At 60.0% G+C, this 16643-nt stretch carries 13 protein-coding genes; 11 read left to right on the top strand and 2 right to left on the bottom strand.

Annotation, left to right across the window (positions count from 1 at the left end; all coding sequences use genetic code 11):
- Window positions 1–98 precede the first annotated feature (98 nt).
- The 7 genes from boxC to DHN55_RS11310 all read left to right on the top strand — a co-directional run bounded on the left by boxC (window position 99) and on the right by DHN55_RS11310 (window position 9226).
- Entirely contained in the window at window positions 99–1754 is a 1656-nt protein-coding gene (gene boxC, locus DHN55_RS11340) for a 2,3-epoxybenzoyl-CoA dihydrolase (RefSeq protein WP_108881376.1), read from the top strand.
- A 30-nt stretch (window positions 1755–1784) separates the two neighbouring features.
- Window positions 1785–3248, top strand: a complete 1464-nt coding sequence (gene boxB / locus DHN55_RS11335) for a benzoyl-CoA 2,3-epoxidase subunit BoxB (protein WP_108881375.1) — start codon at window positions 1785–1787, stop codon at window positions 3246–3248.
- Window positions 3245–4441 carry a benzoyl-CoA 2,3-epoxidase subunit BoxA gene (gene boxA / locus DHN55_RS11330; RefSeq protein WP_108881374.1) on the top strand — a complete coding sequence of 399 codons (1197 nt, stop codon included), beginning with the start codon at window positions 3245–3247 and terminating at the stop codon, window positions 4439–4441. The genes boxB and boxA overlap by 4 nt, the downstream gene beginning before the upstream one ends.
- Complete coding sequence (locus DHN55_RS11325) at window positions 4428–5276, top strand: helix-turn-helix transcriptional regulator (RefSeq protein ID WP_337660181.1); 849 nt, start codon at window positions 4428–4430, stop codon at window positions 5274–5276. The genes boxA and DHN55_RS11325 overlap by 14 nt, the downstream gene beginning before the upstream one ends.
- Before the next feature lie 80 nt (window positions 5277–5356).
- Window positions 5357–6874 carry a UxaA family hydrolase gene (locus DHN55_RS11320; RefSeq protein ID WP_108881373.1) on the top strand — a complete coding sequence of 506 codons (1518 nt, stop codon included), beginning with the start codon at window positions 5357–5359 and terminating at the stop codon, window positions 6872–6874.
- 16 nt (window positions 6875–6890) lie between these two features.
- Window positions 6891–8108: a di-heme oxidoredictase family protein gene (locus tag DHN55_RS11315; RefSeq protein WP_108881372.1), complete on the top strand. Its 1218-nt coding sequence runs from the start codon at window positions 6891–6893 to the stop codon at window positions 8106–8108.
- A 2-nt stretch (window positions 8109–8110) separates the two neighbouring features.
- On the top strand, window positions 8111–9226 hold the full coding sequence (locus DHN55_RS11310; protein ID WP_108881371.1) for a PQQ-dependent sugar dehydrogenase: 1116 nt from the start codon (window positions 8111–8113) through the stop codon (window positions 9224–9226).
- Between the two features lie 6 nt (window positions 9227–9232).
- On the opposite strand, the gene DHN55_RS11305 is transcribed toward DHN55_RS11310, so the two are convergent.
- On the bottom strand, window positions 9233–10159 hold the full coding sequence (locus DHN55_RS11305; protein WP_337660180.1) for a ChaN family lipoprotein: 927 nt from the start codon (window positions 10157–10159) through the stop codon (window positions 9233–9235).
- A 149-nt stretch (window positions 10160–10308) separates the two neighbouring features.
- Between DHN55_RS11305 and DHN55_RS11300 the strand changes: the two genes are divergently transcribed.
- From DHN55_RS11300 to DHN55_RS11285, 4 genes are read left to right on the top strand one after another with little or no spacing between them, the layout of a single operon-like run.
- The gene (locus DHN55_RS11300; RefSeq protein WP_108881369.1) at window positions 10309–11337 is read left to right on the top strand and encodes a histone deacetylase family protein; all 1029 of its coding nucleotides are present in this window, start codon (window positions 10309–10311) and stop codon (window positions 11335–11337) included.
- Entirely contained in the window at window positions 11330–13051 is a 1722-nt protein-coding gene (locus tag DHN55_RS11295) for a hypothetical protein (protein WP_337660179.1), read from the top strand. Before DHN55_RS11300 ends, DHN55_RS11295 begins: the two co-directional genes overlap by 8 nt.
- Entirely contained in the window at window positions 13048–13671 is a 624-nt protein-coding gene (locus tag DHN55_RS11290) for a DUF3726 domain-containing protein (protein WP_108881368.1), read from the top strand. The genes DHN55_RS11295 and DHN55_RS11290 overlap by 4 nt, the downstream gene beginning before the upstream one ends.
- A 24-nt stretch (window positions 13672–13695) precedes the next feature.
- On the top strand, window positions 13696–15519 hold the full coding sequence (locus DHN55_RS11285) for an ATP-binding cassette domain-containing protein (RefSeq protein ID WP_108881367.1): 1824 nt from the start codon (window positions 13696–13698) through the stop codon (window positions 15517–15519).
- On the opposite strand, the gene DHN55_RS22325 is transcribed toward DHN55_RS11285, so the two are convergent.
- Window positions 15520–16596, bottom strand: coding sequence for an enolase C-terminal domain-like protein (locus DHN55_RS22325; protein WP_337660178.1), 1077 nt, complete (start codon window positions 16594–16596; stop codon window positions 15520–15522).
- Between the last annotated feature and the right edge of the window lie 47 nt (window positions 16597–16643).

Below are 16643 nucleotides of genomic sequence, written 5' to 3'. Positions count from 1 at the left end.
AATTTCTATTTATGCACTTTATGTGCGAAAACTCTTGACCGCTGCTAACCATGCATATGAGGGTGCAATCTGGATTCAAAACGCTGGATTAACCTGACATGAGCCGTATCGACTTTCAGACTTCACCGGAAACCTACCGACACTGGCGCATTGAACCCGATGGTGAAGTGGCCCGCCTGGTGATGGATGTGGATGAAACCGCGGGCCTGTTTGACGGTTATGAACTGAAGCTCAATTCCTATGACCTGGGGGTGGACATTGAACTGGCAGACGCAATTCAGCGGCTGCGGTTCGAATACCCGCAGGTCAAGACGGTTGTCCTGGCATCAGGCAAGGACAAGGTGTTTTGTGCCGGCGCCAACATCCGCATGCTCGGTGGATCAGCACATTCCCACAAGGTGAATTTCTGCAAGTTCACCAATGAGACGCGCAACTCAATGGAAGAGGCGTCTGCCGAAAGCGGCCAGACCTACTTGTGTGCTGTTTCCGGTGCGTGTGCCGGCGGCGGGTATGAACTGGCGCTTGCCTGCGACCACATCATGCTGACCGATGACGGATCATCCACGGTGGCGCTGCCGGAGGTGCCGCTGCTGGCCGTGTTGCCCGGCACGGGCGGCCTGACGCGGGTGACGGACAAGCGCAAGGTGAGGCGGGATCGCGCTGATGTGTTCTGCTCTCTCGAAGAAGGTATTCGCGGCAGGAAAGCGGTCGACTGGCGGCTGGTAGACGAAGTCGCACCGGCATCCAAGTTCGCCGATGCCGTTAGTGAACGCGCACTTGAGCTGGCAGCCAAATCCGACCGTCCGTCCGACGGCGCTGGTGTCAAGCTCACCGCGCTGAACAAGACCATCACCGACAACGCCATCGCCTATTCAACCGTATCGGCGGAATTTGACCGTGCTGCCCGTGTGGCAACGATCAACATTACCGGCCCGGACACTGGCCCGCCTGCCGACGTCGCCGCAGCCGAAGGCCAAGGTGACCAGTTCTGGCCGTTGCGCCTGGCACGCGAACTGGATGATGCACTGCTGGAAATCCGGTTCAATGAGCTGGAAATGGCCGTGGTTCAGTTCAAGTCCGCCGGTGATCCTTCTGTGGTGCTGGCCTATGACGGGTTCATGGACAGCAATGCCAAGCACTGGCTGATGCGCGAACTGCTGCTGTACTGGCGTCGCGTGCTGAAACGCGTTGACCTCACATCACGGACGCTTGCCGTCATGGCGGAACCGGGCTCTTGTTTTGCCGGTACACTGGCGGAGCTATTGTTTGCGGCAGACCGGTCCTACATGGCAGACGGCCAGTTTGAAGGCGACAACCGCGCCGAGGCGACCATTGCTTTGGGGCCACTGAATTTTGGCGCTTACCCCATGAGCAACGGCATCACCCGGCTCGAGACACGGTTTCTCGGCGAGCCGGAAGCCGTTGATGCCGCCAAAGCGAGGCAGGGCGAGGTGCTGGATGCATCTGAAGCCAACGAGCTTGGCCTGGTCACGTTTGCCTTTGACGATATCGACTGGGAAGACGAGGTGCGGATTTTCCTGGAGGAACGTGCCAGCTTCTCTCCCGACGCGCTGACCGGCATGGAGGCGAACCTGCGGTTTGCAGGACCGGAAACCATGGAAACGCGTATATTCGGCAGGCTGACGGCCTGGCAGAACTGGATTTTCCAGCGCCCCAATGCGGTGGGCGCTGATGGTGCCTTGCAACGATACGGATCGGGCAAGCGCGCTGACTTCAATATGGAACGTGTGTAGGAAATTCCTTTGGTATGAGGACCAAGCAGCATGGCTGATCTCGTGAACGTCGATTACAATACTTCAATCCCCAACAATGTGAACCTGTCGGACGACAGGCGCGTGTTGAAGGCCCTGGAAAAGTGGCACCCGGGCTACCTGAACTGGTGGAACAATATGGGGCCGGAAGGGTTTCAGGAATCGCTGGTCTATCTGCGCACAGCCGTATCGGTTGACCCGAAAGGCTGGGCCAAGTTCGGCTATGTGAAGATGCCGGAATACCGCTGGGGCATCCTGCTGGCACCGGAAGAAGAAGGCCGCACCATCCCGTGCGGAGAACATGCCGGCAAGCCTGCGTGGCAGGAAGTGCCTGGCGAATACCGCTCCATGCTGCGCCGCCTGATCGTGATCCAGGGTGATACCGAACCGGCCTCGGTCGAGCAGCAGCGGCATCTCGGCCAGACCGCACCGTCGCTGTACGACATGCGCAACCTGTTCCAGGTGAACGTGGAAGAAGGCCGCCATCTGTGGGCGATGGTGTATCTCCTGCAGAAGTATTTCGGTGCTGATGGCCGCGAGGAAGCAGACATGCTGCTCGAGCGCCAATCGGGATCGGAAGACCATCCGCGCATGCTCGGCGCCTTCAACGAAGCGACGCCGGACTGGCTGTCGTTCTTCATGTTTACCTACTTCACAGACCGTGACGGCAAGATGCAGCTTGAGGCGCTCGCGCAGTCCGGCTTTGACCCGCTGTCGCGAACCTGCCGGTTCATGCTGACCGAGGAAGCCCATCATATGTTCGTCGGCGAGACCGGCGTGGGCCGCACCATCCAGCGCACCTGCGAGGCGATGAAGGAAGCCGGCATCACTGACCCTTATGACATCGACGCCGTGCGCGCACTGGGTGTCATTGACCTGCCGACCATCCAGAAGAAGGCCAACATGCATTATTCGCTGTCGCTGGACCTGTTCGGCTCGGAAATTTCCACCAATGCCGCCAACGCCTTCAACTCGGGCATCAAGGGGCGCTACCGCGAAGCCAAGATCGAGGACGATCACAAGCTTGAGCGTGACACCTATCCGGTTCTCAGGCTGATCGACGGCAAGGTGGTCATTTCGGACGAACCGGCGCTGTCGGCCATCAATATGCGCCTGCGTGACGACTATGTGAAAGACGCCACCGGCGGCGTCAACCGCTGGAACAATATCCTCAAGAAAGAGGGGGTCGAGTTCCAGATCACTCTGCCGCACGTGGCATTCCATCGCCACCAGGGCGAGTTCTCTGCAATCCAGGCAGACCCGGAAGGCAACCTGCTGTCGGCAGAAGAATGGGAGAAGCGCAAGGATGACTGGGTTCCGTCAAAGGCCGACGGTGATTTCATCGACAGCCTGATGAAGCCGCAGTGGGAACCCGGCAAGTATGCCGGCTGGATCTCGCCGCCGCGGGTCGGCATCGACAACAAGCCCGGCGACTTCGAGTATGTAAAGGTTTCTGGAGTTGCGGCCAACGCATGACCGCGCTTGTCAAACAACACCTGATCGATCCGGAAATCTGTATCCGGTGCTACACATGTGAAGAGCATTGCCCGATCGATGCCATCACCCATGACGACAACAATGTCGTGGTGGATGTGAGCAAGTGCAATTTCTGCATGGACTGCATCAGCCCGTGCCCGACGGGATCGATCGACAACTGGCGGGTGGTGGCGGAGCCATACACCCTGGAACAGCAGTTTGAGATGCTGGAGCTGCCGGAACAGGAAGAAGGGCTGGAAGAGCCCAGCGACGGCGGCGGTTCGCTTGAAGCGCTTGAAGATGAAATCGAGGCGCTGCTGGCAAAGGCTCACGAAGGCACCGGCGGCAAGCCGGTGGCACCTGCGTCGGCTTCAAAGCCCTCGATCAACCTGTTCAACCGGGCCAAGCCTGCCAAAGCGGTGGTGCAGGGCAATTTCAGGCTGACCGACGCAGATGCCGAAAACGATGTGCGCCACATCATCCTGAACCTGGGCGAACAGGTGTTTCCGGTTCTCGAAGGCCAAAGCATAGGGGTGGTCGTGCCGGGCGAAGATGCAGATGGCCGTCCGCACGAGCCGCGCCTGTATTCCGTTGCCAGCGCGCGTGACGGTGAAAAGCCCAACACCAACAATATTGCGCTGACCGTCAAGCGTGAGGACAGGGGTGTCGCCTCCAACTATCTGTGCGATCTGGAAAAGGGCGCCGAGATCGATATTACCGGACCGTTTGGCGCGACCTTCCTGCTGCCCAATGATCCGCAGGCCAATCTGATCATGATTTGCACCGGCACCGGCTCGGCCCCGTTCCGGGGGTTTACCGAACGCCGCCGCCGGACAATGCCGGAGTTGCAGAACAAGCTGCAATTGTATTTCGGGGCACGCCGGCCGGAGGAACTTCCCTATTTCGGACCTTTGAAAAAGGTGCCGAAAAGCCTGTTGCACACGGAGTTCTGTTATTCGCGGGTGGAAGGTGAAACCAAGGAGTATGTACAGGACCGGATGCGGGTGCGGGCAAACGAATTGCTGGACCTGCTGCAGAGCGATGAAACCCATATCTACATTTGCGGGTTGAAGGGCATGGAAACCGGTGTCGACGAAGCCCTGGCCGATATCTGCCGCAATGGCGGGCTGGACTGGGCGTCCCTCAAACCGGACATGAGGACCAGCGGGAGGTATCACGTTGAAACCTACTGAAGGATTTGACCCGGCCACACTGGCGCAGTGCAATCATACGCCGCGTACGCAACCGGAGGGCAGGCGCGATTCCGAAGCCTTCCTGATCGGGCTCGGAGACCGGGTGCGTGCAGAACGCAAGGCGCGCGGCCTGTCGCGGCGGGTCTTGTCGGGCATATCAGGAGTGTCAGAACGCTACCTTGCCCAGCTTGAAACGGGCTCAGGCAATATCTCCATCATCCTGCTGCGTGACATCGCGATGTCGCTTGGTGTGTCCCTGGAAGAGCTTGTATCCGAAACCCGCTCGCTGCCGGAAGGCCATTCGGGACGTCGGCAGCGCATCGCGCTGGTAGGCTTGCGCGGTGCCGGCAAGTCCACGCTCGGGTTCAGCCTGGCACGTGCGCTGGATATGCCGTTTGTGGAACTGAACGATGAAATCGAACGCCAGAGCGGCCTGCCGGTGCCCGAAATCTTCAATCTGTACGGGCAGAACGGCTATCGCAGGCTGGAGGCCGATGCACTTGAAACCATTGCGGCGCGTCACAACAGCGTGGTGTTGGCGGTTGCCGGCGGCATTGTCGGTGACGGCGATGCGTACAACTGCCTGCTGCGTGATTTCCACACGGTCTGGCTCAAGGCCAGCGCCGAAGAGCACATGAACCGGGTCCGGGCGCAGGGCGACCTGCGTCCCATGGAAGGCAATCCGGCAGCGATGCAGCAACTGCGCAAACTGCTCGACGAGCGTAATGCAGATTATGCGCGCTCCCACTACAGCCTGAATACGTCCGGCCTTGCACCCGACGTGACACACGACAGCCTGGTCTCGATGGTTCGCCAGCAAATTCTTGCCGGTTAGATCTGGCTCTCCCTTGTAATGTCGCCGGTGTTGGCTGATCATCTGCCGGCAAGGCAATCCCATATTCCGGAGCGAATGACATGACGGCACCTGCCGCAATACGGCTTGATGAAATGGACAATGTGGCAACAGCCGTCAGGGCGCTCGAGACTGGCGAATATTTTCTTGGCGCAACCGCTTCAGAGCGCGTCGGGCGCGGCCACAAGATGGCTCTTTGCGCCATCGCGGCCGGTGAGCCTGTAACCAAGTACGGCCAGTTCATCGGAACTGCTTCAACAGACATTGCTGCAGGTGCGCATGTGCACACGCATAATGTGAACTTTGAAAGCACATCGCACGCTTATGAGTTTTCGACGGCGGTCCGGCCGGTTTCAAAGGTAGACGATGCAAGGCGTGCGACATTTGAAGGGTTTCGCCGCGAGAGCGGGAAAACCGGGACACGCAACTATATTGCCATCATCACCTCGGTGAACTGTTCGGCTACGGCGGCGCGCCTGATTGCCGACCATTTTACGCCCGCCGAACTTGCCGATTACCCGAACGTGGACGGGGTAGTCGCATTTGTACACGGTACAGGGTGCGGCATGGCTGACTCCGGAGATGGCTTCGACGCCCTGCAACGGGTCATGTGGGGCTATGCGCGCCACCCCAACCATGCCGGTGTGCTGATGGTCGGACTGGGCTGTGAAATGAACCAGATCGACTGGTTGCTGGAAGCCTATGGCCTTGAACGCGGCCCGCGTTTCCAGACCATGAACATCCAGGATGTTGCCGGCCTGCGCCGCACTGTCGAAACCGGTATATCCAAGGTCAGGGACATGCTGCCGGCGGCTGACAAATCGGTTCGCGAGACGTGCCCGGCGTCGGAACTGATGGTGGCGCTTCAATGTGGCGGATCGGACGCATGGTCCGGTATCACGGCCAATCCTGCCCTTGGACATGCATGCGACTTGCTCGTTGCGCAGGGTGGCACGGGCGTGTTGGCCGAGACACCGGAGATTTACGGCGCGGAACACCTGCTTACCCGCAGGGCGGCCACGCCGGAGATCGGCCGCAAACTGCTTGAACGGATCAGCTGGTGGCAGGACTATGTGGACCGCAATAACGGCTCGCTCGACAACAATCCGTCACCGGGCAACAAGAAAGGCGGGCTCACCACGATTCTTGAGAAATCGCTGGGCGCCGCGGCCAAGGGCGGCACATCACCTCTCAACGGTGTCTTCAAATATGCCGAACCGGTCACGGCGCGCGGTTTCACCTTCATGGACAGTCCCGGCTATGATCCGGTGTCCGTGACCGGACAAATTGCGTCGGGCTGCAACCTGGTTACCTTTACCACCGGGCGTGGTTCGGCGTTCGGGTCGAAACCGGCGCCAACGCTCAAGATTGCCACCAATTCCGAGCTTGCCGCGCGCATGCCTGAAGACATGGATATCAATGCCGGCCGTATTCTGTCGGGCGAGGCAAGCGTAGAACAGGTGGGCGAGGAGATTTTCCAGGCGTGGCTGCGTATCGCGTCGGGTGAGGGGTCATTGTCGGAAAATCAGGGCCTCGGTGATCACGAGTTCGTGCCCTGGCAAATCGGCGCCACAATGTGAAGCGTATATAGTCCGCATGAAAATAATTGTTGTTGCCATATTCGCGGCGGTGGGCTTCGGGTCTGCTGCCGAGGCGCAGGATTTGACCGGTGCACAGATGTTCCGGCAAAACTGGACCAGTGCTGAAACCGCGTCCGATGGTTTGGGCCCGATCTTCAATGAGGCCTCATGCCATGCCTGCCACTGGTTCGGTGGAGGGGCACGTATCCGTGTCAGACGAGACGGCGAAGTTGCCGGCGCAGGCGTTTTACTGCGTCACACTTTCGTCGACGGCAAGGGTGACCCGCACTACGGCGTCCAGCTGCAGAACAAGGCGGTCGATGGCGTGGAGCCGGAAGGTGTCGCGGACATGAGCGCCTTGCGGGTGGCCGACGGGTTGACCAGGTTCCTGGCGTCGGTTCGCTTTACCAGCGGGCCGGGGCGCACCGCGGGCATCACCATGTCACTGCGCGCGGCACCCGCACTTGATTCAACCGCACTGGTCGCACAGGTGTCCGCGGCTGCCATCGTTGCCGGAGCAGACTCGCAGGACAAGAACAAGGATGGCATTTCCGGCCGGATACACCTGCTGCAGGTGCCCGGCAAAAAGCCGAAGATCGGCCGTTTCAACTGGAAGGCGACAGCCGCCAGGGTCGAGGATCAGGTTGCCAACGCACTCTGGTTCGACATGGGGCTCACATCACCGGCTCATCCGGCGCCGCAAGGCGAGTGCACAACGCGCCAGCACGACTGCCTGGAGGCCTCCGGCAGCCAGTCGCCGGACCTGGCTGTCGACTTTGACGGCAACAAGATAGCGGGGCTGGCCGATCATGTCCGTTCGCTGGCAGTGCCGCCGAAAGTGCCGGAGCCGCCGCAAAGCTTTGCGGATGCGAAATGCAGTGCCTGCCATACTCCTTACATGAAGACGGAAGATGGCGGCTCGGTTGCGCTGTATTCGAACCTGCTGCTGCACAATATGGGTGAAGGGCTGACGTCCTATGGCGGTGAGGGATCGGCCTCGCCGACAGAATGGCGCACGACACCGCTGGTCGGGTTCAGGGGGAAGTTGCCGGATCATCGCTATCTGCACGACGGCCGCGCCGCAAATATTGATGAAGCCATCCGCTGGCATGGTGGAGAGGCGAAGACGTCCCGCGATGCATATATTGCCCTGTCTGCGTCGGAAAAACTGAAACTGACATCTTTTGTTCTGACACTGATGTCATCCATGCCGGTACCGCCCCAAGGAGATTGACTATGAAGAGCTTTGCGATTGCCTTGAGCCTGCTGGGGGCATGCGCGCTTCCCGCCTATGCCGAAGTGCACCAGGTGCAGGACTACAAACTGCAAGTGGAGACACTGGCCGACGGGCTGGATGCGCCCTGGTCGCTGGCGTTCCTTCCGGACGGGCGAATGCTGATCGGGGAACGCCCCGGGCGTCTCAGTATAGTTCCTGCCGGTGGCGGCAAACCGACGGTGGTGAATGGTCTGGAAGGCGTCTCGGCCGGTGGCCAAGGTGGACTGCACGGGATTGCGCTGGCGCCTGATTTTGCAAGCTCCGGCACGCTTTTTTATTGCCATGCCGCCTCTTATGACGGGGGCAGGGGGACGGTGGTTTCCAGGGCACAGCTCGACCTGACGGCCAACCAGCTGGACAACGTCACGCGGATTTTCCAACAGAGCCCGGCGGGCTCGACCGGCCGGCATTTCGGCTGCCGCCTGGTGTTTGACCGGGATGGCATGTTGTTCGTGACCACCGGTGATCGCGGTAATGCATCCGACTCGGCCCAGGATCCCTCGACCGGTATTGGCAAGGTTGTCCGGATCGACACTGACGGCAAGCCGGCTCCCGGCAATCCGCAGCCAGAAGGCTGGGACAAACGGATATGGTCAATCGGCCACCGCAATATTCAAGGTGCAGCCCTGCACCCGGCAACAGGCGAATTGTGGACGGCTGAGCATGGTGCGCGTGGCGGGGACGAGGTGAACAATCCGCAAGCCGGCAAGAATTATGGCTGGCCGGTTATCACCTACGGGATTGACTATTCGGGTGCCAAGATCGGCGAGGGGACCCACAAGGACGGCATGGAACAGCCCGTGCATTACTGGGATCCGTCCATCGCACCATCGGGCCTAATGATCTACTCAGGCGAGGCGTTTCCCAAGTGGAAGGGCAATTACTTCGTCGGCGCCCTGGCTGGAGGCGCGGTGTCACGGCTGGTGTTCGCTGACGGCAAGCCGGTTTCAGAAGAGCGAATCCTGCAGGACCTGGGAGAACGCATCCGGGATGTGGTCCAGGGCCCGGACGGGTTGATCTACCTGTTGACGGACAGCGGAAACGGCAAGGTGCTGAGATTGAAGATGTCGGAGTGAACGGTTCTAAGTCTTCTTCTTGTTTTTCCTGAACACGGCACAATGGTCCTTGATCTCGGAGCGGGGGGTCACAACAGCGACATGGTGGGCGGGCTTGCCAAAGTCGGCTTCAGTGGCGCCTTCGAAGACTTCCCTGAAAGCCAGGCTCAGTAAGCTGCCCGGCTCATCAGCCTCGAGAAGGGAACCGACACCCCAGTCCAGCCGGGTGTGTCCGGCGCCGGCGATCAGCACGGCACCGTCCTTGTTGGTCGCATCCATCAGGGCGCTGGCCATGACATGATCGCGGGCGCGCTGAATGTCCACCATCAGCGGTAGAACGGTCTCCGGCATCATGTTGCAATGGCTCCGAGCGATCTCCTTGAGCAGTGATTTGCCTGTTTCTTCGTCAAGAGCTCTGTTCAATCCGAGCTGAGCCCGTTCCTCACCGGTCAGTTTCGAACCTACCCGGCCGCCCAGGCGGCGGATGGTGCTTTTTTCAAGATTGCCGGCGCGAAGGGTCAGCCGGTTTTTCAGCGCAATCTCGAATATGGGCTTGTACATGGCAAAATCAGGCCATCCGGACTTGCTCCACTCGAGCCGGGCCGCGATGTCATCTGCATTGTCGGTCGGATTGGCGGCGAAGAAATCCAGTACCGGTTGCTGCGCGCGGGAAATCATTTCAATTACGACGGCCGGGCGGCGGTCCTGATCGACCATGTGCTGCAGGATTTCCGCCTGTAGCCGGTGATGATCCGGGTTTGTGTGGATTTCACCCAGCAATACAAACCGCGCCCTGGCGGCACGCTGTTTGACATCGTTCAGCGTGAGTTGTTGCCTGGTCGGGCTTGCATAAATTTTTCCGACAAGCTGGTGGTCACGAAAGTGCGGCGATTGCCAGACTGTGTCGGCCAGTGCACCGGATGTTGATATCAGCACGCCTAGAAGCGCTGTCATACAAACCCGTTTGATATGCATTTTACATCTCCAGAAAAATTGCCTGCCACCTCCTAACTAGATTGAAAAGATGGGCAACAGATGACAGGCTTGCCCCGGAATTCTGAACGTTGGGGAAACCACCCTGGATTGTCGAAGAGTGATATCCTATGCAAGTTGTTCGCAGTGATGACCATTTAAAGCACTTCCCGAAGGGTGAATTGTCCGGCGGCCTGTTTGTCCGGCCGTTTGAATGCCCGGAACGCTGGCAGCACATTATGGACCGGCTGGGTGTGCGCGGCTTTGAAGACTTTGCCGAACCGGCGGCGCTGGACATGGGACCGGTGCGCCAGATTCATGATGAAGGGTTCCTCGAATTCCTGGAGACCGCGTGGGACCGGTGGGTTGCCGAAGGCTATGAAGGTGAAGTCCTGGCGACCTGTTTTCCGGCACGCCGTATGCAGGTTCGCAAACCGGAGCACATTGACGGGCTTGTCGGCTACTACACCCTGGCCGTCGAAACCGCGATCACGTCCGGCACCTGGGAAGCGGCACAAGCCAGTGCGGCTATAGCGCAAACAGCGCAACGTGTCGTTGCAGGCGGCGCACGGTCGGCATTTGCATTGTGCCGCCCGCCCGGCCATCACGCCGCCAGGGATATGTATGGCGGGTACTGTTTCCTGAACAATGCAGCCATTGCCGCCCAGATGTTCCTGAACGACGGGGCAAAGCGGGTTGCGATCCTTGATCCCGACTTCCACCACGGCAACGGGACCCAGGATATCTTCTATGACCGCGACGATGTCCTGTTCCTGTCGCTGCATGGCGCACCGGAGCATGCGTTTCCGCATTTTCTCGGATATGAAGACGAAAAAGGTGCCGGCAGGGGTGAAGGGTTCACGGCCAACTACGCCATGCCGCCAAATACCGGTTATGATGAGTGGGGCAGTGCAATGGATGATGCCATCAAGCGGATAGAGGCCTACTCGCCGGATGCGCTTGTGATCTCTCTCGGGGTGGACACATTCGAGCGCGATCCGATCAGCTTCTTCAAGCTCAAGTCCGATGATTTCACCGACTATGGCGGGCGCATCGCAAAACTCAAGCTGCCAACGCTGTTTTGCATGGAAGGCGGTTATGCGGTGGAGGAAATCGGCATCAACACGGTGAATGTGCTGGAAGGGTTTGAAAATGGCTGACCTGAAGACCTGCTTGCCAGATGATGCCCGTGTTGCCGAACTGATGCGGACACCGCAAGAAGTGATGCGGCTTGCCCGCATGGGGGCGTCGCACCAGACCCGCCTGTCGTTCATGCGCGCCATCCTGCGCCGGGTAAAGCGTGAAGGCTGGCAAGTGGAACGCACCACATGGGATGTGGATGAAAACGGCGTCGGGGTCGGCGTTTATGAAGCACGCGGGCCTGAGCACACTTATTCGCTGATAGCCTATGCCAATGACCTGCCGCCGGAAAAGCGCTCCGACCGGGTTATCGCGACAGAATGGGATGCGACGTTTGCCCTGTTCGACGGGGTTCCGACGGGAGCCGACATTGACCGGTTGCGCGACAATGTCCCGAAACAGGAAGCAGGTCGTTGCGCAGCAACCGAACTGGTCCTGTCGCGAGCAAACAGGTCCGTGCGCCTGTTCGACCATGTCGCTGACTGCCTGGCACAGGGCCGGCAGCCGGATGTCGCGGAAATAGACAAGGTCGGCTACCTGATGCGCACCACGGCGGTTTATGGCAACGGCAAGTTTGGTCTGGCTGACCGGGACCTGTATGCAAGGCGTGAAGAGGCCGGCGGGCCGTTCCGGGTTGAGCTGCTGGCAGTATGGCTGATCCGTGTGTTCACGGTAGACATTGTCGAGCACATGGCGCGCATCAAGGGTGGTGCGAAGGCTGTTCTGCTGGATCACGATATCCGCCGGCGGCTGGGAGTTGGCAATTCAACCGGGCTGGGCATGGCGCCGTTCCTTGTCACCCACCCAGCCCTGCTGAACGCCTGGATCACGGCTCGCGAAACCGCGCTGGCGCGGGTGCGGGCTTTGCCGAGCGCCAACGCTGGTACGATCGGACATTTCCTGGAGCAACTGGACCGCGCGCATGCCGGGCTCGAGCGCTGGCACACGCCTGATGAGCGCCAGTCCATGCGGGTGTGTGAACTGGCCGGAGATTTTGGCAAGCTGAAACAACATCTCGCGACTGGCGCGCTCACTATGTCGGAGCCGTGGAACGAACTATACCTGTGGGCGGCGGCCAATCTGACGCTGGAAGGGCAGGAAGCGGTGTGCTCATTGGTGATCGAGCCCCATGGCGATCTGGTCGATGATCTGGCCGGTGCAATGGCAGCGGATGAAAGGCGGGCGTTTGCCATAGACGGGACAATGCGGGTCGATGCGCTTGCCGGCCTGGCTGCCAGGCATTTCGACTGGGCACTTGCGACTGATTTTGACGCCGCAGATCAAACCGCACGGTTCTGGTATGTGTCGGAAGAAAAACTGGAACCACGGCTGGGCGAGCGGCATGAGGAAGACGGGGTCGAGCTTGAACAACGCCTCGGAATAGGCCGTGAGGTTGCGACGATGATGACCGCGCTTGAGAACGAGCCGGGAAACACGTTGCTGGCTGAATTCCTGCTGCGTAAACCTGAACATCGCCATGCGGCGCGCCGGGTGCAGCTTGCAGCCCAATTGCCCTATGCCGAGATACACGACAATGTTCTGTCGGCGACCATGATGCCGATTGATATGCTGCGTTGTAAGCTGGCCTTCTTCGGCGCGTCGCGCTTCGATCCGAAATCCGACCGCTGGGTGCGGATAACCATGTATGCGGATGCGCCGTTTCCGGATGAGATCGAAGGCATGGATGCCGATGACTGGGCCTGGCCACTGTTTGACGAGACCCGACCTGCATGATCGTTTCCCTCAATGAAGCAGAGGTCATGGCGACGAAAGCTGCATGGGGCGCCGGACGCCCCTGGGGTTTGGCTCAGGAAGCAGGCCGGGCCGTGTCGGCACTTGAATCCCTGCGGCTTCCAGGTGCCAGGTCGTTGCTTGATCTTCTGGTTGCCACTGATCGTGTGCCTTGTGAAAAAATGAGGCCCGCTTCGGTGCACTCCGAATGCTGGCAGGCAGGCCATCCGATGTGTCCGGTTTTGGTCGGCGCATTCATTGCAGACATGGGCATGCAATCAGAAGAGGTGAATCTGCGCAGGGTTCATGCGCCGCTATTGTTGGTGTCGTTTTGCCAGACGTCATCTGACAAGGCTGTTGTCAGCTGGGACGACTGCAGCATTCACACTTCGGATGACGGGGTGAGTGTGCGAGGTGTAATGAATGCACCGATTGCCGACCGGGTATTGATCGCGCGCTGCGAACCTGCGGGAGACACTACTCACCATTGGCACCCGGGAGCCGTGGACATTGCCGACGAAATATGGGAAGCCCTGTCGGCCTTTGCGCATCGCACCTATGTACCCGCCACCGAGGCTTCGCGGCTCAAGGGTGCAGGTGCCGGCCTGACCGACAACGATTAATCTCTTTTTCCGGCATCCATCATCATGGCTCAACCGCCGCTTCTGACATTGCAGGACATCACGCTGACCTTTGGCGGCAGGCCGTTGCTGGCCGGTGCCGACCTGAGCGCCAATGCAGGCGAGCGCATCTGCCTGGTCGGGCGCAACGGGTCAGGCAAATCGACATTGCTCAAGATCGCTGCCGGCGATGTTGAGGCAGACAGCGGCACGCGATTTCTGCAGCCCGGTACCACCGTCAGATATCTTCTTCAAGAACCTGATTTTGCGGGGTTTTCGACCGTTCGTTCATATGTTGAATCAGGTTTGACGCCGGGCGATGACGAATATCGCGCCAATTACCTGATGGAGCAGTTGTCGCTGAGCGGTGACGAGGATACCACGCAGCTTTCGGGGGGCGAGGCACGCCGTGCAGCACTGGCCAGGGTGCTGGCGCCGGAGCCGGATATCCTGCTGCTGGACGAACCAACCAACCATCTTGACCTGCCGGCCATCGAATGGCTTGAAGCGGAGTTGAAATCACTGCGTTCGGCGCTGGTGCTGATCAGCCACGACCGCCGTTTCCTGGAGAACCTGTCGCAGGCGACCGTGTGGCTGGACCGGGGAACGGCGCGGCGCATGAACCGCGGCTTTGCCCACTTTGAAACCTGGCGCGACGAAGTGCTTGAGGAAGAACAACGCGAGCAGCACAAGCTCGACCGCAAGATCGTGCGCGAGGAACACTGGCTGCGCTATGGCGTCACCGCACGGCGCAAGCGCAATGTGCGCCGGTTGGGTGACCTGGAAGCATTGCGGGAAAAGCGGCGTACCACGTTGCGGGCACAAGGCAATGTCAACCTGTCTTCCGGGGATGCCGATGCGTCCGGCAAACTGGTGATCGAAGCCAAGAACCTAAGCAAGTCGTTCGGTGAGCGCGCCATAGTGCGGGACCTGAACCTGCGGGTGCTGCGCGGTGACCGCATCGCGATCACCGGGCCGAACGGGGCCGGCAAGACAACCCTGATACGCCTGATTACCGGACAGCTTGCGCCGGACGCAGGCACGGTGCGGCTCGGCACCAATCTCGAGATCGTGTCACTGGAGCAGGACCGCACGTCGCTGACACCGGGAACGACCCTGCGTGACGCGCTCACCGGTGGCGGGTCCGACCAGGTGATCGTCAACGGCGAGGCGCGCCACGTCATGTCGTGGATGCAGGATTTCCTGTTTCGCCCTGAACAGGCGCGAACCCCGGTCGATGTTCTTTCTGGCGGAGAACGCGGCCGCATCATGCTGGCGCGTGCCCTGTCGAAGCCATCGAATTTCATGGTGCTGGACGAGCCGACCAATGACCTTGACCTGGAAACACTGGATTTGCTGCAGGAACTGCTCTCGTCCTATGCGGGCACGGTGCTGCTGGTCAGTCATGACCGCGATTTCATAGACAAGGTGGCAACATCGACGCTTGCCTTCGAAGGCAATGGCGTGTGGCGTGAGTATCCCGGCGGATACACCGACATGATGCGTCAGGCCGGTGAGGCGAGGGCGGAGGTCAAACAGGCCTCAGACGTGAAGCCGGTGCACAAGACAACCCGTGCGTCTGCCGGAAAGGCGAGCGCGCCTGCATCGCAGAAGCGGAAAATGTCTTTCAAGGACAAGCATGCCCTGGAAACCCTGCCGAAGGAGATCGAGACGCTGGGCGACAGTATTGCCGCGCTGCAGGAGAAAATGGCGGCGCCGGATTTCTACTCGACTGACCCTGAAGGGTTCGAGAAAGCCGCGGCCGATCTCAAGGCCGCGCAAACCAGGCAGGCAGAGGCGGAAGAACGCTGGCTTGAACTGGAGATGCTGCGGGAAGAATTCGAGAGCTGATCACACCAGGTATTTCTCGACGGCTGCCTTGTTCCACTCGATGCCGCTGCCGGGCCGGCCTGTCGGTGAGATGGTGCCATCGGCCGAAACGGTTACCGGATCTGTCAAAAGCGCACCTGCAAGATCCAGAACCTCAAGCATGTGAGCGGTCGGGGTGGCCGGCATCAGGTGTGCCGTTATTTCGGTAAACACATGATTTGAAACCGGTATTGCCTGGCCATGGGCGAGAGCGGCGGCATCCTGCCAGCCGGTAACGCCGCCGATTTTCATGACGTCCGGCATGGCGTGATCGCTGGCGCCTGCATCCAGGCTGCGCTGCATGTCGGCAATGCCCCACCAGTTTTCACCGGTCTGGATGGGAATGCTGGTGCCGGCCCTGACCTGGGCATGGCCGGCATTGTCTTCTGCACGCGCAGGTTCCTCCAGCCAGGCCAGCTCGAAACGTTCAAGCCTCCTGGCGCGTTCGATTGAGATAACAGGGCTGAAAGCCTGGTTGAAATCCACGGCCATCCAGATTTCCTCACCGGCTGCTGCACTGAGCATTGCCTCAAGCACGCGTTCATCCTGCAACGGATCGGGATGACCGGCCTTGACCTTGAACGCGCGGTATCCGGCCTTCATGGATGTTTCGACCTGGCGGGCAGTTTCATCAGGCGGCATCTGCCCCATGCTGTCATAAGCACGAGTGGCTGACGGCGATGCGCCCAGCAAGCTGCACAGCGGCAGATCGGCGGCACGGGCAAGGCAATCCCACAGCGCCATGTCGATAGCCGCTGCGGCCATGCCGGCAAATCCCTGATTGCCGGCCAGGCGGAACTTGGCCTGAACCAGCGCAGCGACGTCTCGCGGCGCCACTGCGTGCCCGCTCAACATGTCTCCCAGGTCAGCCAACAGGCCGGCAACCGGTTTCAGTGCCATCGGTGTGTACACGAATATATAGGTGCTGCCGGTGATGCCGGTATCGGTTTCGATGTCGAGCAGGACCAGTGGTGCAGCGGCAATCGTGCCGGAAGCCGTCTTGTGCGGGATAGCGAGTGGCGGCTGCACGCAGGTGATGTTGAATGATCTGATCTTCATTGTTGTCGGCTCCGGGATGGTTGCCGTCACCATGGCGCACTGCGGCT

Origin of the sequence: Anderseniella sp. Alg231-50, from assembly GCF_900149695.1 — a bacterium.
Classification (GTDB): Bacteria; Pseudomonadota; Alphaproteobacteria; order Rhizobiales; family Aestuariivirgaceae; genus Anderseniella.
The sequence above is the reverse complement of the archived record's forward strand: the minus strand, read 5'-3'. Positions and strand labels throughout refer to the sequence as shown.